At 40.3% G+C, this 23,556-nt stretch carries 22 protein-coding genes; 4 read left to right on the top strand and 18 right to left on the bottom strand.

Annotated elements, in window-relative coordinates; all coding sequences use genetic code 11:
* Positions 1-219: 219 nt before the first annotated feature.
* The 5 genes from ACFIKR_RS02480 to ACFIKR_RS02460 all read right to left on the bottom strand — a co-directional run bounded on the left by ACFIKR_RS02480 (position 220) and on the right by ACFIKR_RS02460 (position 4,778).
* Entirely contained in the window at positions 220-2,061 is a 1,842-nt protein-coding gene (locus ACFIKR_RS02480; RefSeq protein WP_375658688.1) for a portal protein, read from the bottom strand.
* Positions 2,061-3,422 carry a PBSX family phage terminase large subunit gene (locus tag ACFIKR_RS02475; protein ID WP_375635637.1) on the bottom strand — a complete coding sequence of 454 codons (1,362 nt, stop codon included), beginning with the start codon at positions 3,420-3,422 and terminating at the stop codon, positions 2,061-2,063. Before ACFIKR_RS02475 ends, ACFIKR_RS02480 begins: the two co-directional genes overlap by 1 nt.
* A gap of 694 nt (positions 3,423-4,116) precedes the next feature.
* A complete protein-coding gene (locus ACFIKR_RS02470) occupies positions 4,117-4,308 on the bottom strand; it encodes a hypothetical protein (protein WP_375658687.1) in 192 nt (63 codons plus the stop codon).
* Positions 4,301-4,438, bottom strand: coding sequence for a hypothetical protein (locus tag ACFIKR_RS02465; RefSeq protein ID WP_375647317.1), 138 nt, complete (start codon positions 4,436-4,438; stop codon positions 4,301-4,303). The genes ACFIKR_RS02470 and ACFIKR_RS02465 overlap by 8 nt, the downstream gene beginning before the upstream one ends.
* A 13-nt stretch (positions 4,439-4,451) precedes the next feature.
* Positions 4,452-4,778 carry a hypothetical protein gene (locus tag ACFIKR_RS02460; protein WP_375658707.1) on the bottom strand — a complete coding sequence of 109 codons (327 nt, stop codon included), beginning with the start codon at positions 4,776-4,778 and terminating at the stop codon, positions 4,452-4,454.
* An 807-nt stretch (positions 4,779-5,585) separates the two neighbouring features.
* On the opposite strand from ACFIKR_RS02460, the gene ACFIKR_RS02455 reads away from it, so the two are divergent.
* Positions 5,586-5,957 (top strand): helix-turn-helix domain-containing protein, encoded by a 372-nt coding sequence (locus ACFIKR_RS02455; RefSeq protein WP_375658686.1) that lies wholly within the window; start codon positions 5,586-5,588, stop codon positions 5,955-5,957.
* A gap of 2,085 nt (positions 5,958-8,042) precedes the next feature.
* Here ACFIKR_RS02455 and ACFIKR_RS02450 read toward each other — a convergent pair.
* The 4 genes from ACFIKR_RS02450 to ACFIKR_RS02435 form a co-directional block, all read right to left on the bottom strand.
* Positions 8,043-8,438 carry a hypothetical protein gene (locus ACFIKR_RS02450; protein WP_375658685.1) on the bottom strand — a complete coding sequence of 132 codons (396 nt, stop codon included), beginning with the start codon at positions 8,436-8,438 and terminating at the stop codon, positions 8,043-8,045.
* A 965-nt stretch (positions 8,439-9,403) separates the two neighbouring features.
* Positions 9,404-9,526 (bottom strand): hypothetical protein, encoded by a 123-nt coding sequence (locus tag ACFIKR_RS02445; protein WP_273788452.1) that lies wholly within the window; start codon positions 9,524-9,526, stop codon positions 9,404-9,406.
* A 162-nt stretch (positions 9,527-9,688) separates the two neighbouring features.
* The gene (locus tag ACFIKR_RS02440; RefSeq protein ID WP_375658684.1) at positions 9,689-10,924 is read right to left on the bottom strand and encodes an MFS transporter; all 1,236 of its coding nucleotides are present in this window, start codon (positions 10,922-10,924) and stop codon (positions 9,689-9,691) included.
* Positions 10,925-11,465: 541 nt separating this feature from the next.
* The gene (locus tag ACFIKR_RS02435) at positions 11,466-11,735 is read right to left on the bottom strand and encodes a DNA polymerase (protein WP_375652811.1); all 270 of its coding nucleotides are present in this window, start codon (positions 11,733-11,735) and stop codon (positions 11,466-11,468) included.
* 1,523 nt (positions 11,736-13,258) lie between these two features.
* Between ACFIKR_RS02435 and ACFIKR_RS02430 the strand changes: the two genes are divergently transcribed.
* Positions 13,259-13,630, top strand: coding sequence for a helix-turn-helix domain-containing protein (locus ACFIKR_RS02430; RefSeq protein WP_375652790.1), 372 nt, complete (start codon positions 13,259-13,261; stop codon positions 13,628-13,630).
* 378 nt (positions 13,631-14,008) lie between these two features.
* Complete coding sequence (locus ACFIKR_RS02425; RefSeq protein WP_375658706.1) at positions 14,009-14,380, top strand: helix-turn-helix domain-containing protein; 372 nt, start codon at positions 14,009-14,011, stop codon at positions 14,378-14,380.
* Between the two features lie 409 nt (positions 14,381-14,789).
* Here ACFIKR_RS02425 and clpB read toward each other — a convergent pair whose 3' ends face one another.
* Together clpB and ACFIKR_RS02415 are read right to left on the bottom strand one after the other, a co-directional pair.
* Positions 14,790-17,369 carry an ATP-dependent chaperone ClpB gene (gene clpB / locus ACFIKR_RS02420; RefSeq protein ID WP_375658683.1) on the bottom strand — a complete coding sequence of 860 codons (2,580 nt, stop codon included), beginning with the start codon at positions 17,367-17,369 and terminating at the stop codon, positions 14,790-14,792.
* A gap of 191 nt (positions 17,370-17,560) precedes the next feature.
* Complete coding sequence (locus tag ACFIKR_RS02415; RefSeq protein WP_375658682.1) at positions 17,561-17,728, bottom strand: hypothetical protein; 168 nt, start codon at positions 17,726-17,728, stop codon at positions 17,561-17,563.
* Positions 17,729-18,732: 1,004 nt separating this feature from the next.
* Here ACFIKR_RS02415 and ACFIKR_RS02410 point away from each other — a divergent pair.
* Entirely contained in the window at positions 18,733-19,104 is a 372-nt protein-coding gene (locus ACFIKR_RS02410) for a helix-turn-helix domain-containing protein (RefSeq protein WP_375658681.1), read from the top strand.
* A gap of 452 nt (positions 19,105-19,556) precedes the next feature.
* On the opposite strand, the gene ACFIKR_RS02405 is transcribed toward ACFIKR_RS02410, so the two are convergent.
* From ACFIKR_RS02405 to ACFIKR_RS02375, 7 genes are all read right to left on the bottom strand, one after another.
* The gene (locus ACFIKR_RS02405; RefSeq protein WP_375658680.1) at positions 19,557-20,084 is read right to left on the bottom strand and encodes a hypothetical protein; all 528 of its coding nucleotides are present in this window, start codon (positions 20,082-20,084) and stop codon (positions 19,557-19,559) included.
* Positions 20,085-20,089: 5 nt separating this feature from the next.
* Positions 20,090-20,542, bottom strand: a complete 453-nt coding sequence (locus tag ACFIKR_RS02400; RefSeq protein ID WP_375658679.1) for an MFS transporter — start codon at positions 20,540-20,542, stop codon at positions 20,090-20,092.
* Entirely contained in the window at positions 20,539-20,763 is a 225-nt protein-coding gene (locus tag ACFIKR_RS02395; RefSeq protein WP_375658678.1) for a hypothetical protein, read from the bottom strand. The genes ACFIKR_RS02400 and ACFIKR_RS02395 overlap by 4 nt, the downstream gene beginning before the upstream one ends.
* A 441-nt stretch (positions 20,764-21,204) precedes the next feature.
* The gene (gene yacG, locus ACFIKR_RS02390) at positions 21,205-21,489 is read right to left on the bottom strand and encodes a DNA gyrase inhibitor YacG (protein WP_375658677.1); all 285 of its coding nucleotides are present in this window, start codon (positions 21,487-21,489) and stop codon (positions 21,205-21,207) included.
* A gap of 21 nt (positions 21,490-21,510) precedes the next feature.
* On the bottom strand, positions 21,511-22,224 hold the full coding sequence (locus ACFIKR_RS02385; RefSeq protein WP_375658676.1) for a Maf family nucleotide pyrophosphatase: 714 nt from the start codon (positions 22,222-22,224) through the stop codon (positions 21,511-21,513).
* Between the two features lie 234 nt (positions 22,225-22,458).
* Positions 22,459-22,677: a translation initiation factor IF-1 gene (gene infA / locus ACFIKR_RS02380; protein ID WP_004857577.1), complete on the bottom strand. Its 219-nt coding sequence runs from the start codon at positions 22,675-22,677 to the stop codon at positions 22,459-22,461.
* A 331-nt stretch (positions 22,678-23,008) separates the two neighbouring features.
* The gene (locus ACFIKR_RS02375; RefSeq protein ID WP_375658675.1) at positions 23,009-23,212 is read right to left on the bottom strand and encodes a hypothetical protein; all 204 of its coding nucleotides are present in this window, start codon (positions 23,210-23,212) and stop codon (positions 23,009-23,011) included.
* Between the last annotated feature and the right edge of the window lie 344 nt (positions 23,213-23,556).

The raw sequence follows: 23,556 nt of genomic DNA, 5'->3' as shown, positions 1-23,556 counted from the left end.
TTGGCTCCAACATTTCCCCCACATGGCTCCCCCACCATGACGACAAGACTTCTATCGAACATTTTTCCCAATACACACTGTCCAATAAAACAGCTCTTCTGAGATAAAGAGAGGCGACATTGCACGACATAAGCAACATGGGTAACTATGGAAATTGTTTAGATAAGCAACTTCTGATAGACGAAATTCATCTGAAAGAGCACATCATAAAGCGGGGTCCTATTGTTGAGCCTTTACTGTCTGCAACATCTGCATTATCTGCTCTGTTCCCATATTACCCCCCATCTGCGCTGAGGCATTTTGCTCTTCTTGAAGAGAATTTTGCGCCTTTATCGCAATTTTATGAATGAGTGAGGCTGGTAAAGGCGAATAGCGTAAGAGATCGAGCATAATCTCAGGCGTTGCAAAATTTTGCATCAAAGGAAGCAGTTGCATGATCAGTGCAAAAGTACGCTCTTTTTCATTAAGACTTGTTGGCGCATCATCCACAACAATATCATATTCCAAACTTGTCACCATTTCGCGTGTCAGTGGAACATACTGGGCATTTTCATCACCAGCAATACGGACCAGCCGCCCATCGGACAGATAATTTTGAATAAGATAGAGAATAATTTTCCCCTGTCGTTGCCGATATCGACGCAACCCATCAAAAAAGGAAGCCAAAAGATTAAGTGACGATTGTCGCCGTTGTTGTTCAAGAACGCCAGGCTGATTGACAGCTCTTGTCCCAATAAATTCAGAAGACAACCCCGTCACCTGTTCGAGTGCGCTCTTTGCTTCATTAAACAATTGGAAAAACCCTTGCGGAAATTGTGCCACGGGTTTAGGCTGAATTCTTCCCCCAGACACAGCACCACTTTTCAACCAAGTAATACTATCGGCTCTAGCCCAACTCTCGAGGGCTTGTCGATCATCATCAAAAGCATCGCGTTCTGCCATAATTCCGCCTTTTGATTGGCTATTGAGCAAATGCATCACTTGACTAAAATATTTGTTTGCCCACCGTTGGGGATCTTTTGTAGGGCGCACAAGTCCGTAAAAGTGCCGGCTTAACTTATCAAAAGTACCGGTAATACATTCCCATCCCAATTGATTGTGTGGGACCAAGGGCTTATCAGGCGCTTCGAGCAGCTTTCTGCCCAAAAATGCCCGTTTGACAATTTTTCTGTTCAACCTTGTTGCTTGAACATGAGGAAAGGTTTTGCTTAAATTTTGGAAATCCTGCTCTGAATAATCGATAAACTTTCCACTTTGAGGCTCGAGAACTTTATAAATCACCTCGCGTTCAAACCAACGACATTCTACCAATGTCACCATTTTAGGACGTTGATAGGTCCCTCCCTCTTCCCAGTCTTCCTGATACCCCCTCTCAGCCTGATAACTTTGTGTCATCCCATTGCTGGTTGAATGTAAAAAACTCTGATGTTTAACCCAATCAGCATTAAGATCACTCCAATGAACATTGGGAAACATTTCCTGAGCCACAGCAAGAGGTTTTTCATCAATATACCACAAGCGTTGTGCATCAATAAGATTAGGCTTAACAGCACTTGCATCCCATACCATTTTCATAGGATCCAGCCGCGCAATGATTGGTTTTCCTTGTGGATCTTCTTCATAATCAAGGCGTGTATCTGTCCACCCCATTCCGCAAATAATTGCATCTTGAAAGGCATCGGAATCTTCGTATTCCCCATCGGCTTCATCACGAAACCACTCAGCCGCCCCTGTCAGAATCTGGTTTGCAAAGGCTGCTCCTTCTTGTCGTGGAATAAATTGAACTTGTCTTTTATTATTGCGCTCAGCCCCAATCACGGCATTAATTAAAGGTGCAATACGGTTAAAAGTCATGACCGGTCTGTTTTGTTCGTGCAAGGCAGCCAAGTCTTGCTCATTCCATTGCCGTCCATTATAAAAATCGTAATCTTCTTGGGCATTTTTTCGCCATTTTTCGACATGGGCAATATCATCCTGATACCACCCCACGAGTTTTTTAAAGAGAGCTTGATTTTCAAGCGTTTCGATTTGATCAAAAGAAGAATCTGTAGAAATATTCATTAAAAAGCCATCCATGAAGTTTGAGAATGGTGAAACGAGCGATAAGGTTTTTTTCGCGCTCTAGCATTTGGTTGTTCATAAGCCACACACATCAGTCCAAAGGCATCGGCCCCATGGCTAGCCCAATCATGTTCAGCCCCTAGTCCGATATTGCGCTGTTCGTCGCGCTTTTCATGATACCAAGCGAGTGCTTTTCTGCCCGCACATGTCGTTTCACGATTAAACCATAGTGCAGGAAACAATCGCCTTACGGCTTCGATACGCATTTTCACAGCGCCTGTCCCTTGATTAGGGATCACTTTAGTTTGAAACCCAGCTTGTTGAAGGGCACTTTCAAAACTCACATTATAAACACGATCTTTTGTTGCGCCATCATGGGGCAAAACCATGAGAGCCTTTTCATATCCCCTTTGAAAGACCCAGCCCACATGCTCTGAGAGAGGCTGTCCTTGGGCTTCATAATAATCGAGCACTCGAATTTCCCGTCCAATAAATTGCGCAACCCACAATGCGGTAGCATCAGCCTTTGCTCCTGTTCCCCCGATATCCCAAAAGATTCTCACCTGCATCAAAGGATCACGTGGAACGGTGGTAATCCGCCCTTCCATTTCAGCTTCGAGAAGACATTTCTGATAATAAGCCCCTTGGACAGCTTGGAGATATTCGCCTTCCCAAATATGGTTATACTGCTCTGGTCTTTGCTGCAAATCGTCCATTCGATCACGATTGAGTTTTTCAGGAAATTGCGGATTATCACGCCAATTAATTTCTGCCCCTTTGATATGAGGATTATCGACATTTCGGAAACGTTTTTCCACGGGTGCATTTTCATGGCACGGGTTCCATGTGACCCATAATTCTGCATTCCAATCTTTTCCTTCTTCGCGCAAAGTTGGAATGAGGGTTTGCCAAGCAGTCTCTGTCACCGGCTCCGCTTCATCAACCCAGCAAAGGAAAACGCGCCCCATTGATTTAATACTTGCGATATTTCGATCAAGCCCAGCAAACACATAGACAATCCGTCCATCTTTTGATTTAATATACTTATCGCCAATGTCATAATAGTCTTGTAAAAAAGGATAAGATTCGATAGCGCGTTTAATTTCTTCCAAAGAACTGTCATTGAGAGAATTTTGAAATTGCCTTGCACAAAGAATAATCCCGCGTTCTCCAGCCATTCCATGGCGATATCCCACAACAGCCGACATCAAAGCAAAAGAACGTGTTTTTCCAGAACCCCGTCCTCCCCAAGCAGCTCGCACATCTGCTTTTCCAGTAAAAACAGGAATAAGCTTTGGAATAAGAGCCACTTGAGCCGTTTTCTGCTCTATTTTTTGAGAAATTTTCTGAACAATTTTCATTATAAATTTTCATACTTTAGCAATAATTGCGCTTCATCCTTTTGCTTATCCCAAGTTTAATTATCCCAGAGCAATTGAAGGAAAAGAGCAATTGGAACGAAAAACGCCCTTCTCAAAAGCAGCGCTTTATCTTCTCTTCATCCTAATACGCAATGAATTTCACTTTTTTGCATGAAGCCCCCCCTTGGACCGCTTTGACCGCTTTGACCGCTTTGACCCCGCATATACACGATATGCCCCCCCCAAGGGTCCTTAAATCCCAAGGTCCCACCCCTCAAACACCGCGCCCTGTCATCCCCCAACCAAAGCACGGCATCCCCCCACCAAATCATAGCCTCAGCACATGGCTCTCAAGCATCCCCAAAGCCCAACATCCTCAAATATCATGCCTCTCAAGCTTCACCAATCCTCACACTTATCTATCCCCGATACCCCCACCAAAACACATGCATCCCGCAAGCATAATACTTCTCTCAAGTTTCACGCCCTTCACCCATCAAAACACTGTCCCATATCCACCACACAAACATCCTGCACCAAATCTCCTCCAACACATGGCTCTCAGGCATCATTCACCCAAGCCAAGTATCACGAGCGCCTACAAGCACAATAGCCTCTGCTTCAATCCCCTCAAGACAAGCAATCACCAAAGCAGCCCCCTTCCAAGATGTCACCCCGCATCATCCACCTCAGCCTAACATTTTTCAATATCACAAGCCTCCGTTGCTGAAGGATCACGCTTCTCCGGTTCAATACTTTTTGCATTCACTGGTACAATCTCGATACGCAAAACTGTTTTTAATATCTCCACACCTTCAATAACGAGAAAAGACCAAACCTTTACAAAAAATCCAAAACAGTAGATAATATCACGCCCTCTAAGCATCGTACCTCTCGAGTATCACCTCTTCAGCACACGCCCCTCTGTCATCGCCCATAAAAGCCGGCGTCCCCATAAAGCCAAGCCCAAATATCTCCCCCCGAAATATTCTGCTCTCCAATAAACGCCCAAACATCACAGCCCCCTCTTCAAGCCTCCGTTGCTGAAGGATCACGCTTCTCCGGTTCGATACTTTTTGCATTCACTGGTACAATCTCAATACGCGAAACTGTTTTAACCTCCCCTTCTCCAGTCGCCTGAAGAGGCAACACTTTTGCAAGCAGCGAAAAAAACGGTACGGGATTATTCAGAGCATGATACTGAAGATAAGATACCAACCCATCTTCACCATAGTGATAGCCCGCCTGCTCCGCCGCTGTCAGAAGAGCTTCATTAAATCGCTTTGTTGTTTTATTCAAAGCCCCTTTTTTCCGCCCTCTTCTACGTAAGGGAAGACAATGTTCATCTACCATCATCATGTTCCTTCCAACTAAAGAGAAACCAAAACCTCAAACACAAAAAATGACATGAAAATCAGGAATGAAACCTCAAAAGCAACCAGCAATTAAAAAAATGGGACACACCCTAAAAGATAAAAAACACGCACAAAGCACAAAGCCTCTGCTCCGTTTTTATGGATCTCCATTTTTACAGATCAACGTTTTTACGCTTTTACATCATTACAGAACAAAGCCAAATGAAACTCCCAAACCATTACCCCGCATCGCTCTATAAACACGGGTCTGTCAACAATCTGATTTCTCGTCTATCAGATTCCCCTGCTAATTATTTCATATGGCTATCCCACACTTCAAAGATTGGTGTTTCATCAAACACGCCAGATAAGCTCTGATCTACAATTTGACTTCAAAAAGCAAATTTTACTCTGCTGAATAAAGCTTCCACCCCGCACCGGTTTTAAACTATAATCCAACCTCTTACCCAATAAATTCCCCTACTAACATCAGATTACCGCCCCCAAACATCTCTATTTTACAGTATAACCGTATAGCAAATATTTTAATTTTCTTGCCAATCTTCTGAAACTACTTTATTGATGAGTTTGTGTTTTTGATCGTCCACGCAACGGTCAAATAGGGATTTGAAAGCCCAAAAACTCAAACGTTAATTTACCCCACTTTGCGGATATCCCAGAATTCCGGGAGTTTTTGCTATGTCCAAGTGTGATAAGCACTAAAAGCAAAAATGCTGATTCGAGTTCAGTATTTTCAACCTCCCGGAATACCAATGCGAGGGCGCTCGCCCCCAGCGGGGGGCTTAAAGTGCAAATTAAGAATTCACATTTCAACGACATTTTGATCGGTAAAAAAATCCGTCACAGACGCATTTCAATGGGACTTTCTCAAAAGGAATTAGGAAGCCATTTAGGTGTCAGTTTCCAACAAATCCAGAAATACGAAAAAGGCTCCAATCGTGTAAGCGCAGGGTGTTTGCTCGAAATTGCTAAAAAACTAGCAGTTCCTATTACCTTTTTTTATACTGATATTTTTGCAGAAGAAGATATTCCCACAAAAGAAACTCTCCTACAGCGTGATCAATACACCTATAGCGAAAAAGAACACGCACTTTTGAAAAACTTTAGAGAACTCCAGCCGAAAAAACAAAAAGCAGTTTTGTGGTTGATTTCTGATTAGACAAAAGCACACCTATCGACATCCCTCGCCAATATCCCCCTCTGCCTAAAGCCTTGCCCGCCTGATACCACCACATCTCAAAAAACGGTTTACGGCACCGGTTTACGACATCATAGGATGACAAACTTCAAAATAGGATAACAAACACCAAAACCTTGGGAAAATATCCCCACCCCTCTCACAGAATTTTATCAAGAAATCTCTCTGATTTAAACGCACAATTCCGATTGTATCATTATGATACCTTTTTACATTTACCTTGTCAAGTTTTTATATTTTTCTTTTGATATTTTTGTGTTTTTCTTTAAGGGAGCCACATCCCTCAAAACACCTCTCCAGCAAAACACTATTCCAGCAAAACGCCTCTCATAAAAAACACAATGTCCAAAACAACAAGAGCTAAAATAGGATTACCTCTAAATAGGATTACCCCTCTAAATAAGATTACCATTGTATTTCTCCTTCACCCACTTATTAAAAAAACATCTCTCAATGCTTCTCACACCCATTTCACGGATATCCCCCACACAAATACAGACGCAAATATAATTGTTAAATTCCGCATAGAATATAAAAGCCTACCACTATTTTTCTCTCTTCACATCTCTTTACACATCACCTCTTTACACATCCTCCTTTCAATCTGTTCACAGCTATTCCCAAACTCTCCTCTCCAACCAACACACGAACAGCACTCTTCATTTCCCCTCCAGTTTGCATAACTCTTCGCTTCATCCCCTCCTTCTCACCACTCCATACCATAACAATATATTGATTTATAATGATAATTTAGCATCATTGATATTGATTGAGAATTCCAAACATCGTAAGATTCTCTCATTTCAAATCTCTCCCATGTTGAATCAATCAAAATCATTCGCTTGCACGTCAAAAGCAAGGAGAGCCCGTGTGGATAAAAAAACGATTAAGAAAAGAATAAAAATGGCTCTTATGAACCGTCTCAAGTGCCAAGGGCTGTAACCAACACCCACGAGCTAGCAAATATAATGATAGTGCCGGCTTGCTTCTTCATAAGCGTAAAGATAGGAGTGCTCAATGGATTTATCATTATACCATAACAAAAAACACACACAATACATAAATCCATAAGTCCTCCGCTTCACTTTTACAGATTCACATTTTTACGCTTTTACATCTTCACAGAACGCAGCCAAATGAAACTCCCAAACCACCACCCCGCACCGCTCTGTAAACACGGGTCTGCAACAATCTGATTTCTCGTCTATCAAATTCCCCTGTTGATTATTTCATATGGCTATCCCACACCTCAAAGAAGGCTATTTCATCAGACAAGACAGATAAGCCACGGCCTAAAATATTCCCCACACGCTCTTCTCCAGTCAACACGCTTAACACCCCTCTTCATCCCAGCCTTTCCCCACTCCATTCACAAGAGCCCGTATGGATAAAAAACGATTAAGAAAGGAATAAAAATAGCTCTTATGAACCGTCTCAAGTGCCAAGGGCTGTAGCCAACACCCACGAACTAGCAAATATAATGATGATACCGGCTTGCTTCTTCATAAGCGTAAAGATAGGAGTGCTCAATGGATTTATCATTATACCATAACAAAAAACACACACAATATATAAATCCATAAGTCCTCCGCTTCACTTTTACAGATTCACATTTTTACGCTTTTACATCTTTACAGAACGCAGCCAAACGAAACTCCCAAACCACCACGCGACAATTTGATAAAAACAAAACACCTTTCAACAATCTCAAACAACAGATTTCCGTAAAGAGTTCATATGAATTTGATTGTTTAGATCTGACTATTAAATTGATATATAGAGCCGTAGAACAGAAAGTAATTTTCTATAAGACAGAAATGATAAAAGCGCTATATAACTGAAACAGAACATGAAGAATTGCGAACAGATAAAACGATATCTCTTTTCATTACAATACTGAAATTGTAAACGAGACGACTGGTAATTGTCAGCTGAATATATAATTTTCACATCTGTAAATTTTTATTGATTAATTCAATCCCAACATTTCCCCTGAAACACATTTCTTCATTATCTACTTCTTTGAGACAAACCGGCAAAGGGGTTTCATCTATTATAAGTACGGACATAATAACGGGTTACTCCAACCTCATCATAAGAAACCATAGACAGGATACCTGTCTTTATTGGCGTTATTTGATAAGTCAAGATTACACCATTTTGCTGTTTGTTTGGTTGATCTGTATAGATCACGTTATATCCATTCCGTCGCAAGAGATCAATAAATACAGGAGTAAAGTTGTCTTCTGTTTTATTTTTTTTCACAATAAGTGTTGTTGTAGCGGGCGGTAAAGGTTTTTTAAGATTACGAACAAAATCGTTAGCAATTAATTTTACATCATCTTTCGTGATATTTGGACTGACATAACTTGATGAATAATTACCCATAGATGCACAACCAGCCACCAAGACAAGAGGCAACGGAAATAAATATTTAGACATCTAGACTTCCCCTATAAATTGTATTTCCTTTTTTGAAAAGCTCCTACACAAGAAATAAGAGCCCCCTTTCTAAGAATAGTATTAACAACATATTTCTTTCCAATCAAGCATTAGTTAATCACTTTCTCGCTTGTTAAAAGAACGACCATCATCTCTAATAGTACTCAAAGCTTACGCTTAACATAAAAAACATATATATTAAAAGTACACAAAACATATGTAAAGAATGTAGTATACATATAATATATTTATACTTATTTTCATGATTTTCTGTATTATATATTATTTAAGACAGATTTATCATTAAAGAAGTACAGACATTGGATGATTTTCCAAGCAATAAAAATGATATTTTTTATCCCCATAACATTGAAATTATCACTTGCTCGAAGAGTAATTATTGTTTGAATATTTAGTCCTTTACGGGCCATTTAGATCCCGACTTCTCCACTATCTACCAATTTGTACCGATATTGTTTCTTTTGGTTTTTCATTTACGCTCATCATTAGCTATTTTATGTGTTTTTTGAAACAATTGTAAAGCTCTACCCTAAAACAACGAATGAAATTTCCCAAATCCCACGCGACAATTTGATAAAAACAAAACACTTCACAACTTAAATTCCACTGGCAAGCTTATCCCCACCCCTTTTCATTTTTTCTCCATCCCAAGGGGGATATCTACCCCTCACACATCATCCTTCATCCCTTCGCACCACCACCTCTTATCCACACTCTCCTAACCTATCCATGCGCACTCTCTTCATCTTCTATTCCCCCTTTTCTCTCCCATTATACACTTAACAACTTAACACCCCTCTTCCTCCCAACGTCCCCCTCCATTCAAGAAAACTCTTCCCCCAATCCTCACACCCCATTCCACGCCCCCAAAAGCCCAACGTGACAAAAAACACGCACAACGCATAATCCCTCCACTCCTTTCTCACAGACACATTTTTACGCTTTTACGTCATTACAGAACAAAGCCAAAGGAAAGGCTCACCACCCCACGCTGCTCTATACACACTGGTCTGTAAACGAACAAAGCTTTTTGCCCAGCCAATCCGCTCCCCACAGTCTTCAGACACCCCTCCTCAAACGACAGGACTTCATCAGGCTCAACAAATCAAGCCCTGCCCTCAAATATTCTAGCTCTTCACTCCCCCTCAAAGAGCGATGTTTTTACATTACAACAGGATAATTAACGAACCGTCTTAGAAAAAAGAAACGGCATGGAGATATTAAATATATCAATGGTCGTCATCTACTGTCGTATTAAGAGATGTTGTATCTTTATTTTTCTTAATTTTTAAAATGCCAATCATTCCCGTGGAAATAATTAATGCAGACATAGCTAAAAAGGAGCTTAACAATCCCACGAGTGCAAAAAGTCCAGCAATAAAGCCAGACACTGCTTCCGCAGAGTTCGCTAAAGTTGAAAAAGTTCCAAAACTCATACCAAAATCTTCACGACGAGAATATAATTGAATAGCTGAGACTAAACTAATATCCACAAGTGCACCAATAAATCCTAAAACAAATGCTAACACGAGAAGGAGTTTTAAATAAAGTCCTGCTGCTAAGGGCATAACAAACAGAATAACCCCATAAAGAAGCCAAAATACCATGAGCTTCAACGATGTAATCTTGAATATAATTTTACTATATAACAAACCACCAACAATAGTTCCAACAGCCATGAGAGAAAAAATATAACTCACAAGGCTTTCCTCTCCCCCTATAGAGAGGACAAAAGCTGGAATTAAAAATCTTAAAATTGCACCAGTAAAGAGAATAGCAAACGACGAGCCGACAAGCGTAATAAATAAATTATTATTTTCTTTAGAAATATATTTAAGATAGGAAGCTGTTTCTCGATAAATTTTTATAAAATTGAATGATTTATTCTCGCTTGAATTTAAATTCATGAGATTAAATAACACTATAATAGATATAAAATAGGTAAAAAAATCAAAAATGAGTACTGCCGATTTATTTGCTAAAAAAAGCAGTAGGGAACAAACTAAAGGACCCATGACGGATGCAGTTTCCTCTATAATTTGTGCAATGCTATTGGCCTTTGTCAGATCCTTTACTGAGAACATTCTGGGAATAGCAGCTTGAAAACTTGGTTGGAAAATACTTCTTCCTATCGTTGTACATATTGCTGCGAAAATAAGAACAATAATATTTGCAGTCCCTGTTATAGTGGTTATAAAAACGAATAATGAGGCTAATAATCTAACAAATTCACTTAAGATCATATTTTTCTTCAAAGAAAAATTATCAGCTAACCAACCTCCTATAGGACCAAAAAAGAGAAAAGGGATAAATCGAAAAAAATACACAAGACCTGTAAAAAAGATGTTATCTGTTAATTCTAAGACAAGTAAAATAAAAACAACTTCATAAGCATAATCACCAACTTTAGAAATAAAGAGAGAGGAAAAAAGAGCTAAAGGACTCTTTTTTAAAAATAAATTCATATCAACCATCCGATATTAAACTTTTCTACAGTTAAAGTTGCATTCCCTTCAATACAATTGGTGATATGAACTTCAAAAGAGTTGTTTACTCTAACAAATTGCTTAATAAGTTAAGTGAAAATTTTTAAAGAAATACTCCTCTTGGTATAAGCATTTAGACCAATATCAAGTAATATATTAATTTTTCTTTCTTATTTGCTTTAAAAAAAAAGAAAGAATGTAAAAATTATGAGATCAAAATCTGCTATATTATTATATTGACTTCCAGCCCACATCTCAAAGAATGAAAATTCCCAACCAGCACTGGTCTACAACCCCACTTCAAAAAGCAGCTTTCCCCACAGAACAAAGCTTACACCCAACCGCCCCTCAAACGACAACACTTCGTCAGGCTCAACAAATCAAGCCCACTCTCCTCCTATCCATGCGCACTCTCTTCATCCTCCATTCCCCCTTTTCTCTCCCATCACACACTTAACAACTTAACACCCCTCTTCCTCTAAACTTCCCCCTCCATTCAAGAAAACTCTTCCCCCAATCCTCACACCACTCCATACCATGACCAAAAACACGCACAATATGAATTTGTGAATATTTCGTCTTTTTTGTAGATAGAATTACTTATAGGTAACAGTTTTAACATCATAGCTGGGTACATACTGTTAACATCATATACTTCAATTCCATTATATATATATGTCCCCATTTCTTGATTAAAAAAACAAAGCCCACCTTTATATGCATTTCTTAATATCTCATCATCATTTAATTCTAAAGTAGGTGTTAAAAAGTTGCTTTTGTAATTCCCGATAAATTTTTCATTACAGGGCTTGGTAAAGTATCGTATTTTTTTTAAAATATCCTTTTTTAATAAAATGTCTTTTAACCATATCTTTTATGATATCATCTTTAGCTTTTGAGAAATTATTTTTTTTAAATCAGTCTTTTAGAACTTCTATCTTTAACAATATTTCTGTTTAATTTTGTTATTATATTTATTGTAGTGAATTAACTGATTTTCAGTTTCTGGATACGCTTTACAATAAAAAGCACTATTTGGAATTAATTCATTATATTTATGGGCACGAACAGCAAAGTTTTCTTTTTTTGTTTAAACTTTTTTTCTGCTTGCCATTTTTTTAATTCTCTGCTAGCTTCACACACATTCTTAGTAGTGACGGTTTCCGAAGGTACGAATTCCTCCATCGCCTTTATATCTATAAAGTACTAAGATGTGAATTTGCATAATTTATAAGATGTTTTAAATTTTGTAAGTTTGATTTTTTTGACATTGTTTCCCCAATGTTGAGAATTTTTTCCGCTTTTAAAGCCCTCTGTTACAACAGAGGGCTTATTTTTATGTTAATGTAATTATAGCTCCTGCTTTTTCTTGTAATAGATTAATAAATTTTTCAGTGTTAAAATATCTGTTTAAAATTTCATAATCTTTAAACTCATAAGTTTTTTGTTTCTGGATTAGAAAATTGAACTTGCATTCTTATTTTAAAGTCAAGTCTCATTAGCAATACCGTGTATTTTATTACATAGTAAGCTCTATTATTGTTACTAGATTTAGTTAATTTTACTGATAAATTAGACCCATATTTTGGCTGGTAGTTCCAAATTTAGAGACAATATCAAAAAAAATCTCGAATAGCTGTTCTTGCTATAACAAATAGAACTTTTTTATCATCAAAATATAGAACTGTTTGTACAGTATTAGTCTTTTTTCTGTACTAGGAAATTCTGCTTTACTAGCTGAATAACCTAGTACTTTAAATTTAAAATCATCTTGACTACACATAAATCCACAAATCCCCCGCTTTGCTTTTACAGATTCACATTTTCACGTTTTTACATCTTCATAGAACGAAGCCAAACGAAACTTCCAAACCACCACTCCGCACTGCTCTGCAAACGAACAAAGCTTTTTGCCTAGTACCCTTAAACTTCAAATCTCCCTCAAACAACAGCACTTAATCAGGCTCAACAAATCAAGCCCTGCCCTCAAATATTCCAGCTTTTCACTCCCCCTCAAAGAGCCGTGTTTTACGGCGTAATAGAATAGAAAATTTTTGATTTTTCTTGCTAATCTTCTGAAATTCCTTTAACTTAAAGTGTAATTTTGATCGTCTACGCACCGATCAAGAGGGATTAAAGGTCCTAAATCCGAGCGTAAAAACAAACCCGCATTGCGGGTATCCCGGAATTCCGGGAGATTTTGCTATGTCCAGGTGCTTCTCAGCACTAAAAGCAAAAAGCTGACTCGGATTCAGTACCTTTAACTCCCGGAATACCAATGCGAGGGCGCTCGCAACCGGAGGGGGGCTTGAAGTGCCAACTAAAAATCCACATTTTATCGACATTTTGATAGGCAAAAGAATCCGTCATAGACGCATTTCAATAGGACTTTCCCAAAAAGAATTAGGAAGCCATTTAAGCGTCAGTTTCCAACAAATCCAAAAATATGAAAAAGGCTTAAATCGTGTAAGTGCCAAATGTTTACTGGAAATTGCCCAAAAACTAGATGTCCCCGTGAACTTTTTTTATGCAGACCTTGCCACAAAAGAAGATCTTTCAACAAAAGAAACTCTCTTACACCTTGATCAATGCACCTATAGCGAAAAAGAACACGCACTTTTAAAAAACTTTAGAGAGCTCAAAGCGAAAAAACAAAAAGCAATCTTGTGGTTGATTTCTGATTAAGCAACAGCGCAATGATCAACATTATTCCATTCATATCCCCCCCTTAAGTCGAATTCAAACCAGCTCCCCACACCCTCTCAAAGAGCAATGTTCTACAGCATAATAGAATAGAAAATTTTTGATTTTTCTTGCTAATCTTCTGAAATTACTTTATCACTTAAAGTGTAATTTTGGTCGTCTACGCAACGACCAATAGGGATTAAAAACCCGAAGACTTGACACATAAATTTATCCCGCTTTGCGGGTATCCCGGAATTCCGGGAGATTTTGCTATGTCCAGGTGCTTTAGCACTAAAAGCAAAAAGCTGAGTCAAGTCAGTGTTTTTAACTCCCGGAATACCAATGCGAGGGCGCTCGCAACCGGAGGGGGGGCTTGAAGTGCCAACTAAAAATCCACATTTTATCGACATTTTGATAGGCAAAAGAATCCGTCACAGACGCATTTCAATAGGGCTTTCCCAAAAAGAATTAGGGAGCCATTTAGGCGTCAGTTTCCAACAAATCCAAAAATATGAAAAAGGCTTCAATCGTGTAAGCGCAAAATGTTTGCTCGAAATCGCCCAAAAACTAGATGTCCCCGTAAACTTCTTTTATGCAGACCTTGCCACAAAAGAAGATCTTTCAACAAAAGACACTCTCTTACACCACGATCAAGAAACCTATAGCGAAAAAGAACACACCCTTTTGAAAAACTTTAGAGAGCTCAAAGCAAAAAAACAAAAAGCAATCTTGTGGCTAATCTCTGATTAAGCAACAGCGCAACGATCAACATTATTCCATTCATATCCCCCCTAAGTCACATTCAAACCAGCTCCCCACACCCCCTCAAAGAGCAATATTTTACGGCAGATAAACGGCATTTCTCTTTAACGCTTTTACGCACAAAGCAATAAAGCAATAAAGCAATAAAGCAATCCCGCTTGTGACTTCACTCATTACATTGCAAGAAAATAGTTTTCACTACAAACAGAAATAAAAGAATCCTACGATATTCGAGAACACTCATTTAATATGCAAAAACACCGACCACTCCCTTTGCTTTGCAATAAAACACCCGCTGTCTCATCGTGAATTTTTCTAAATCAGCACGCCTCAAAGAGCGGTGTTTTATCACACAATAGGATTATCACCGCCCTTTATAGCGTGAATTTCTTCAAACTTAATCTTCAGGCAAAAATTCCAACCGATCACCTTGTTTTATAATTTTCACCGTTGTTTCATCGTGAATTTTTCCAAACAAGATATTTTCCGCCAGTGGGTCTTGAATTTCTTTTTGGATAATCCGTTTAAGCGGACGTGCACCATAGAGAGGATCATAGCCTTTATCGGCAAGAAATTTCCTCACCTCTGGCTCGATTTGCAAAGTTATTTTGCGTTCATTGAGCAAATTTTGCAAATGTTCTATCTGAATATCGACGATCGCTTCCATATCGTGGCGTTGCAATCTTTGAAAAAGAATAATCTCATCAATACGGTTTAAAAATTCAGGGCGAAAAGCCGCTTTGACGACATTCATGACATCATTTTTTGCCTGATCAGTTGTTTGTCCTTCAGGCAAAGCAGTTAAAAATTCAGCACCAAGATTAGAAGTCATAATCAGCAAGGTATTGCGAAAATCGACGGTACGTCCTTGACTATCGGTCAAACGTCCTTCATCGAGCACTTGCAACAAGAGATTAAAAATATCAGGATGTGCTTTTTCAATTTCGTCGAACAGAATGACCTGATAAGGTCTTCTGCGTACGGCTTCGGTCAGCACGCCTCCCTCTTCATATCCAACATATCCAGGCGGCGCCCCAATAAGCCGCGCCCCAGCATGTTTTTCCATATATTCAGACATATCGATGCGCAACATGGCATTAGAGTCTTGGAAAAGAAAAGCGGCCAGAGCTTTGGTTAATTCGGTTTTCCCCACACCAGTAGGACCCAAAAACATGAAAGAGCCAAGCGGACGATTGGGATCTTGCAACCCTGCGCGCGCGCGGCGTACAGCGCGAGAAACAGCTTGAACAGCTTCGCCTTGACCAATCACACGTTTGCTAATTTCATCTTCCATCCGCAACAGCGCCTCCCGTTCTGCCTCCAGCATTCGATCAACAGGAATACCGGTCCAGCGTGAAACAATCCGTGCCACATGTTCAGCAGTGACCGTTTCTTCAACGAGATGATTTTGTTGGTCATCATTTTCAGCGATGCTCAATTGTTTTTCGAGTTCAGGGATAACGCTATAAGCGAGTTCTCCAGCTTTTTGGAATTGTCCATCACGCTGTGCAATAGCCAAAGCATTGCGTGCTTCTTCGAGTTGTTTTTTCAAATCAGCAGCATGCCCTAATTTTTGCTTTTCAGCCTGCCAAGCCGTTGTCATCTCAGCTGACTGTTGTTCCAATATTTTCAGTTCATCCTGCACCCTTTTCAAACGTTCTTTTGCTGTTGGCTCCACGTCAGTTTTCAAAGCTTCACGTTCAATCTTCAACTGTAAAATACGCCGATCAAGTGCATCGAGTTCTTCCGGCTTTGAATCGACCTGCATCCGCAACCGTGCCGCCGCTTCATCGATAAGATCAATAGCTTTATCCGGCAAGAAACGGTCGGTAATATAGCGGTTAGACAAACGCGCCGCCGCAATCAAAGCACTATCTGCCAAGCGCACTTTGTGATGTTGTTCATATTTTTCTTTAATACCGCGCAAAATAGAGATAGTATCCTCTAAAGAAGGTTCAGGCACAAAGACAGGCTGGAAGCGGCGTGCAAGAGCAGCATCTTTTTCGACATATTTTCGATATTCATCCAAAGTCGTAGCCCCCACACAATGGAGTTCTCCGCGTGCGAGAGCAGGTTTTAGCAAATTGGAAGCATCCATAGGTCCATCGGATTTTCCTGCCCCCACGAGATTATGCAATTCATCAATAAACAAAATGATCTGACCATTTTCAGCTTGCACCTCTGCCAGCACCGCTTTGAGGCGCTCTTCGAATTCCCCACGAAACTTTGCACCAGCGATAAGCGCTCCCATATCAAGCGCATGAAGCTGTTTATCACGCAAAGTTTCAGGCACATCGCCATTAACAATGCGCAATGCCAACCCTTCCACAATAGCTGTTTTTCCCACCCCTGGTTCACCGATCAGCACAGGATTATTTTTGGTACGCCGTGAAAGCACCTGAATAGTGCGGCGGATTTCCTCTTCCCGCCCAATAACAGGATCAAGTTTTCCTTCGCGGGCATCTTTTGTCAAATCACGAGCATATTTTTGCAGAGCATCATATTGGCTTTCGGCATGAGGGCTTGTTGCTGTTTTTCCCTTCCGCAAATCATTAATAGCCTGATTAAGCGCTTGCGCTGTCAACCCTCCGCTTGTGAGAATATCAGCAGTTTTTGCTGTCTTTTCCATGATCAGTGCCTGCAGCACACGCTCCACAGTCACAAACTGATCACCGGCTTTTTTCGCCAGATCTTCAGCCATGTTAAAGACTTTTGCCAACGGCTGAGACAAATAGAGCTGTCCATTTCCCCCTTGCACTTTTGGCAAAGCATCAAGCGCTTCGTTAAGCGCCTTTCGAATAAGAGTAAGATCGCCACCCGCTTTTTGGATCAGTGATGCCGCCAACCCTTGAGAATCATCTAACAGCACTTTCAACAGATGCTCCGGCATAAACTGCTGATGATCAGAAGAGAGAGCGCTATTTTGTGCTGATTGTAAAAAACCTTGCAACCGTTCGCTATATTTTTCCAAGTTCATTTTTTTTCCTTCAACTTAAGCCACCGCCGCACTTTTATTCCCCCAACATTCCACAAAAGAGGCATCTTCAAAGGACCGGCCACCCCCCACAAACACCACAAATGATGCCGCATAAAGAAGAACTGTAGTGCTAAAAAGAATATGGGCCCTCACAAGCCCTATAGCAAGAGGGAGAGAAAGGCACACTGTTATTATTTAAATAAAAACTGTAACTCCCCTATAACCCCCACCATCACAGCCCCACCATCACAGCCTCGCCAGCAAAGCCTCGCCAGCAAAGCCTCGCCATCACACACTTCACAATTTAACCCCCCTCTTCCTCCCAACTTCCCCCTCCATTCACAAATGCGTCCCCCCATTTATCTCACCACATTCCACGCCAAACAAAAGCCCAACGCGACCAAAAACACGCACAATATATAAATCCACAAATTCTCCACTTCACTTTTACAGATTCACATTTTTACGCTTTTACACATTCACAGAATGCAACCAAATGAAAGGTTCACCACTCCGCAGTGCTCTATAAACAATACTCTACAATTTAACTTCTTACCCAACACCCCCTATAAACTTCAGATCACCCACTCCTCAAACGAAACTGTTTCATCAGACCAGACAAGGAAATCCAGCCTAAATATTCATCACGCTCTAAAAAACACCTTGATAAATTGATATGCCTGATATCACCGCCCCTCCAAATAACGCCGTTTTATGACATATTGATTTTTCTTGCCAATTTTCTGAAATTACTTTACCACTTAAAGCGTGTTTTTGATCGCCAACACAGCGATCAATAGGGAAGACGAGCCCTAAGCTCTAGCGTAAAAACGAACCCGCTTTACGGATATCTTCAGATTCCGGGAGATTTTGCTATGTCCAGGTGCTTCTCAGCACTAAAAGCAAAAAGCTGACTAGGGTTCAGTACCTTTAACTCCCGGAATACCAATGCGAGGGCGCTCGCAACCGGAGGGGGGGCTTGAAGTGCAAACCAAAATCCACATTTTATCGACATTTCTGATTAAGCAAAAGACGCGATTTATAATCCATATTTCACACTTTTTTAAAAAGTACCCAATCTTATAGCCTTTGAGATTATTTTGATTTTTCTTGCCAATTTTCTAAAATTACTTTATTGATAAGCACGTGTTTTTGATCGTCCACGCAACGGTCAAATAGGGAGTTGAAAACCCGAACGCTCAGTACATAAATTTATCCCGCTTTGCGGGTATCCCGGAATTCCGGGAGCTTTTGCTATGTCCAAGTGCGGTAAGCACTAAAAGCAAAAGGCTGACTGAGCTCAGTATTTTCAACCTCCCGGAATACCAATGCGAGGGCGCTCGCAACCGGAGGGGGGCTTGAAGTGCCAACTAAAAATCCACATTTTATCGACATTTTGATAGGCAAAAGAATCCGTCACAGACGCATTTCAATAGGACTTTCCCAAAAGGAATTAGGGAGCCATTTAGGCGTCAGTTTTCAACAAATCCAAAAATACGAAAAAGGCTTAAATCGTGTAAGCGTAGGGTGTTTACTCGAAATCGCCCAAAAACTAGAAGTTCCCGTGAACTTTTTTTATGCAGACCTTGCCACAAAAGAAGATATCTCAACAAAAGACACTCTCTTACACCACGATCAAGAAACCTATAGCGAAAAAGAACACGCACTTTTAAAAAACTTTAGAGAGCTCCAGCCGAAAAAACAAAAAGCAATATTGTGGCTGATTTCTGATTAAGCAAAAGCGCAACGATCAACGTTATTCGCTAATATATCAAACAACAAAACATCCTTAAGTAAAATTCAGCTCAGTACACCACCCTCCCTCAAAGAGTGATGTTTTACGGCATATAGGACAATTCACGCTATAGCTCGTTTTCTGTTTCCGTTATCGCTTTAAGTCAAGCTGATTGAGGATCAGCGGCTGGAGTTTAAAGTTTAACTATTCGTAGCATAACAGGGTTCAATACAGTGCAATCGTTACTCAAAACCATGCCCCCAATTGCGTTTACGAGACAGTGGAACCGTGTCAAGAAGGCAAAGCCCCGAAAAAAACATATGAGCGGTTAAGTAAAAATCAAAAGGTTGAGCTTATAACGTTGTAAAAGCTGCCCTATTTTAGATTATTCCCGCACGCCCTGAATCTCAGAAAAATGATTTAAAACATTTGTTTCATTGATGAGCCAATCATTAAGAACGAACAATAGACAAAGAACGGTTCACCAATATCCTGATAGCCAATAAACAGAATAATCCACTCAATCCAGAAAAAAGGAACAACTGCCCAGCCGAAGTGTGACCTAAAACAAACGCTCCAACAAAGGGAGCCAGCAACATAGCTAAATTTTGTATAGACTGCACCCATCCAGAAGCCACCCCAATCTGTTCATTGAAATTGGTTACCAGATAAACGTTAGAAGATATGGAAAAGTAGGCACTCACCACTCCAATAAGAAAAGAACAGAAAAACAAAATCTCAATACGGAGTAAATCCAAGTAAAAAAAGCACACTGAGATCATTAGAAAACCAATCATTGTTAACATTGCTGGCATTAACAACTCCGATATTTTGCCTGTAAGGGATTTATGCTTTGATTGTTTCACTCTCCAAAACCCATATAGAAAACTACCAATCGCTGAAGCAGATACCAGCATCCCAAGAACCTCTTTATTCATTTTCAGTGCATTAAGAATGACAGGCAACTGATTATTCACCATAAAGATCATGGAAAATACACAAACATCACCGCCACATAGGCATACCAAGTTGTCCCATAAAGCCTATGCTGTGATTTCATGGTGTTCGCTGTTTTTATCATGAGTGACGAGACAGGTTGTGCACCAATACAACAAAACACTATAAAGCCTAGCAATGTCAGAAATCCAGAAAACAATAAAGTATATGTATCTGAAAAAACGCGACAAAGCGTACTCCCCAAAGCAGGTCCTATCATCTTTGCTGCGCTATTGATCATATTAAGCACAGAATAGTAACGAGTCCGTTCGTGTTCAGGCACAGAATTTGCACTGAAAACGGAAATTGCTGGAATGGCTAGACTATTGAAAGTCGCTCGAATAACTGCCAGTATAATAAATCCTTGCAGACTCGTCGCCATCAATAAAACGACAGTACATAACGCCCGTAATAACAACGATGCACGCAACCAATGCATCATATAATGGCTATTGACCAACATTCCAATTGGCTTAGACAGAACGATCCAGGTAATAATGTTGCCGCTCCAATAAAAGCGACATCATATTGATCAGCTTCCCAAGTGTACACAGATACGGTCAAAATCACGATATAATCAATCCAGCCCCCAAATGACACCATGCCATTACCCAGCAAAAGCACAAACAAGCGATTGTTTGTTGCCCCGTCTATTTGCACCAAAACACGCACCCTTCTTTTTTGTTAGCAAGACTGATTGGATGATCAATTCTTCCCTCACACCCTAAAGGCATCAACGACCTTCCGCAACAAAGCACCAACAAGCGATTTTTGTTGCCCCATCTATTTGCACCAAAACACGCGCCCCTCTTTTTCCTTAGCAATACTGATTGAATTATCAATCCTTCCCTCACACTCTAAAGGCATCAACAACCTTCCCGCAACAAAGAAATTTATAATTACAAAACCACTGGTGCTAAGTCTTAGATATGTATTAAATTTTTCATCATTGATTGAACTTAATCTGCATCTCTACGAACAACGACAATAACCAAGCCGTTAATCCAGCTCTTGAATCCATTTACGATAATCCCGCGCACCTCCCCTTCAGCTCCAACACAAAAAAACGCTCTGAGCATTCTCTCCTCAAAAGGAATTCCCCCTTTATTCTTCTTCATCACTTTTTTGCGGCGGGGGCGGTAAAATATAAGCGCCTGAAAGCCAACGATTAAGATCAATGGCTCGGCACCGTGTGGAACAAAAAGGATAGGCGTTTTGTTGTGCCATCTGACCACAAATCGGACAAGGATGCGGAGGACGGATCTCTTTTTGCAAATTTAGCTCTTTTTTTTCTTGGCGCACCTTTGTCATCTGCTCCTTCATTAACTTTTCTTCTGTTCCTTTTTTTTCATTTTTGCTTTTTTCTTTTTGTTGCTTTTCACCTTGCATTGATCTTGCCTTAAAGTTTTTCTAATGCACTTCTTCAGCCCAATGAGTGAAAAGTGGATAGTGATAAGTGGTCAAGAGATCGACTGTTTCAGCCAACGGTAAACCAACCACATTGGAGTAAGAACCAGCCATATGGACAACGAAAGCGCCGGCTTTTCCCTGAATAGCGTAGCCACCAGCTTTCCCTTCCCATTCGCCAGAAGCAAGATAAGCCTTCATCATGGCAGAAGTTAAGCGTCTAAAACGGACACGACTTTCAACCAATTTTACGGTTATTTTTCCACGTTCATTGAGCGCACAAACGGCGCCATAGACCTTGTGCGAACGCCCAGAAAGGTATCGCAAACATTCATAAGCCTCGTCTTCACCCTCTGGTTTGGGGAGAATGGTGCGCCCCACAGCCACCACCGTATCAGCAGCCAAGATAACCATTTTCTGTTGAGGTAATTTTTCTTGACCATTCTGCAACTCTTCTTGACCATTCTGATTGTACCAGCGCAAAATTTCTTGGGCTTTCAGCGCTTTTTCTTTTGCCAAGCGTTTTGCGAGATTTGCAGGATGTTCTTTTAATTTTGGCGTTTCATCAATATCGCTTGCACAAACCTGCTGAGGATCAATCCCTATTTGTGCTAAGAGCGCTAAACGTCTTGGCGAAGCAGAAGCAAGCACCAAATGAATTCCTTCTGTAAGAGCATCTGCCAAACGTTTTTTCCCCCACTCTCTTATATTTTTCATTTCCACCCCTTCACAATCGGCTTCCCTCTCACCCCTTTTAAACACCCCCTTTTACGCGCCCCCTTTTTAAACGCCATTAATCTCCTTGATCTTTTTCCGCATTGATTTTACAATTTTTCAAGGCTCTTCAAACACTCCCCTTTTTTCACTCATGAAAAGCAAGCTAAAAAACTGTTAAAAAATAATAGAAATAATATGATGACTTTTACAAAAAAGCGCAAGCCACCCCTTAGGCTACTTATAGCGATATGTAATGCGCCCTTTTGTCAAATCATAAGGTGTCATTTCCACCATGATTTTATCACCGGCCAACACCCGAATACGATTTTTCCGCATTCTACCAGCAGTATGCGCAATAATTTCATGATCATTTTCCAGTTTCACACGAAACATCGCGTTCGGTAAGAGTTCAGTAACGATACCAGAAAATTCTAAAACTTCTTCTTTTGACATAAACAAACATTTCCTTTACAGTGCACATATTTTGTTAAGCTGTGCGTTATTTCCAGCGTTCATATCCTATTTTCTTAAGTTTGTGAATAAAAATTCAACAAAAAGAGAAAGGTTTTTCAAGTTTACTCTCTCATGCGCTCAAAAAACATCACCACACATATCACCACAGATATTGAGGCTCAAAACTTTCTCTCCACTAATTTTACCCACCCATTTCCTCCAATTTTATGATGATCTTGATTTCAGAGTGACGAGAAATTACGCTAAAATTTCTCCCCCTCAACCGTTTTCCCAACGCCTCTGACTATCCTCCACGACTTACAAACAATCCTCATCCCTCCAACTTTTCCTCACCTTCCGCCTTCCACACCCTAAACACGCGCCATTTGGATAAATGCAAACACCACTCCCCATCCAAAAGCCCCCTCCTTTTTTCAAAAACATCCTTCACACATCCATCCACGACATGCTCCACAGCCTTTCTCCACTCTCTATGCATTTCCCGTACAGCCTGCCCCATTTTTCCTCTCTCCACACACTTCCTCTAAGCCACTCCTTCTATTTATGTTGCACTCCCAGCTTGAAAACACGATCCCTATACATTCCGTCTCATTAACCACAACGCCCCCTAGCGACATAAAGCCTTTTCCTTTTTTGCACATTTCCGTTTTTACGCTTTTATACATTCACAGAATAAAGCCAAATAAAATTCCCACACCACCAGCCCCGCGCTACTCTGAAAACAATGCTCGACATCCCAGCTTCTTACCCAACACCCCCACGCACTTCAGATCCCCCCCTCAAACGAGACTGTTTCATCAGACCAGACAAAGAAATCCATCCTAAAATATTCATCGCACTCTAAAAAAAACTTGATAA

Origin of the sequence: Bartonella sp. MR30HLJHH, assembly GCF_042194195.1 — a bacterium.
Lineage (GTDB): Bacteria > Pseudomonadota > Alphaproteobacteria > Rhizobiales > Rhizobiaceae > Bartonella > Bartonella grahamii.
The sequence above is the reverse complement of the archived record's forward strand: the minus strand, read 5'-3'. Positions and strand labels throughout refer to the sequence as shown.

Bases quoted from the DNA above. Each gene is read 5' to 3' on its own strand.
- ACFIKR_RS02480 (WP_375658688.1), bottom strand. From the start codon at position 2,061: ATGAATATTTCTACAGATTCTTCTTTTGATCAAATCGAAACGCTTGAA.
- ACFIKR_RS02475 (WP_375635637.1), bottom strand. From the start codon at position 3,422: ATGAAAATTGTTCAGAAAATTTCTCAAAAAATAGAGCAGAAAACGGCT.
- ACFIKR_RS02470 (WP_375658687.1), bottom strand. From the start codon at position 4,308: ATGCTTAGAGGGCGTGATATTATCTACTGTTTTGGATTTTTTGTAAAG.
- ACFIKR_RS02465 (WP_375647317.1), bottom strand. From the start codon at position 4,438: ATGTTTGGGCGTTTATTGGAGAGCAGAATATTTCGGGGGGAGATATTT.
- ACFIKR_RS02460 (WP_375658707.1), bottom strand. From the start codon at position 4,778: ATGATGGTAGATGAACATTGTCTTCCCTTACGTAGAAGAGGGCGGAAA.
- ACFIKR_RS02450 (WP_375658685.1), bottom strand. From the start codon at position 8,438: ATGTCTAAATATTTATTTCCGTTGCCTCTTGTCTTGGTGGCTGGTTGT.
- ACFIKR_RS02440 (WP_375658684.1), bottom strand. From the start codon at position 10,924: ATGAATTTATTTTTAAAAAAGAGTCCTTTAGCTCTTTTTTCCTCTCTC.
- clpB (WP_375658683.1), bottom strand. From the start codon at position 17,369: ATGAACTTGGAAAAATATAGCGAACGGTTGCAAGGTTTTTTACAATCA.
- ACFIKR_RS02415 (WP_375658682.1), bottom strand. From the start codon at position 17,728: ATGGGGGGACGCATTTGTGAATGGAGGGGGAAGTTGGGAGGAAGAGGG.
- ACFIKR_RS02405 (WP_375658680.1), bottom strand. From the start codon at position 20,084: ATGGTGAATAATCAGTTGCCTGTCATTCTTAATGCACTGAAAATGAAT.
- ACFIKR_RS02400 (WP_375658679.1), bottom strand. From the start codon at position 20,542: ATGATGCATTGGTTGCGTGCATCGTTGTTATTACGGGCGTTATGTACT.
- yacG (WP_375658677.1), bottom strand. From the start codon at position 21,489: ATGCAAGGTGAAAAGCAACAAAAAGAAAAAAGCAAAAATGAAAAAAAA.
- ACFIKR_RS02385 (WP_375658676.1), bottom strand. From the start codon at position 22,224: ATGAAAAATATAAGAGAGTGGGGGAAAAAACGTTTGGCAGATGCTCTT.
- infA (WP_004857577.1), bottom strand. From the start codon at position 22,677: ATGTCAAAAGAAGAAGTTTTAGAATTTTCTGGTATCGTTACTGAACTC.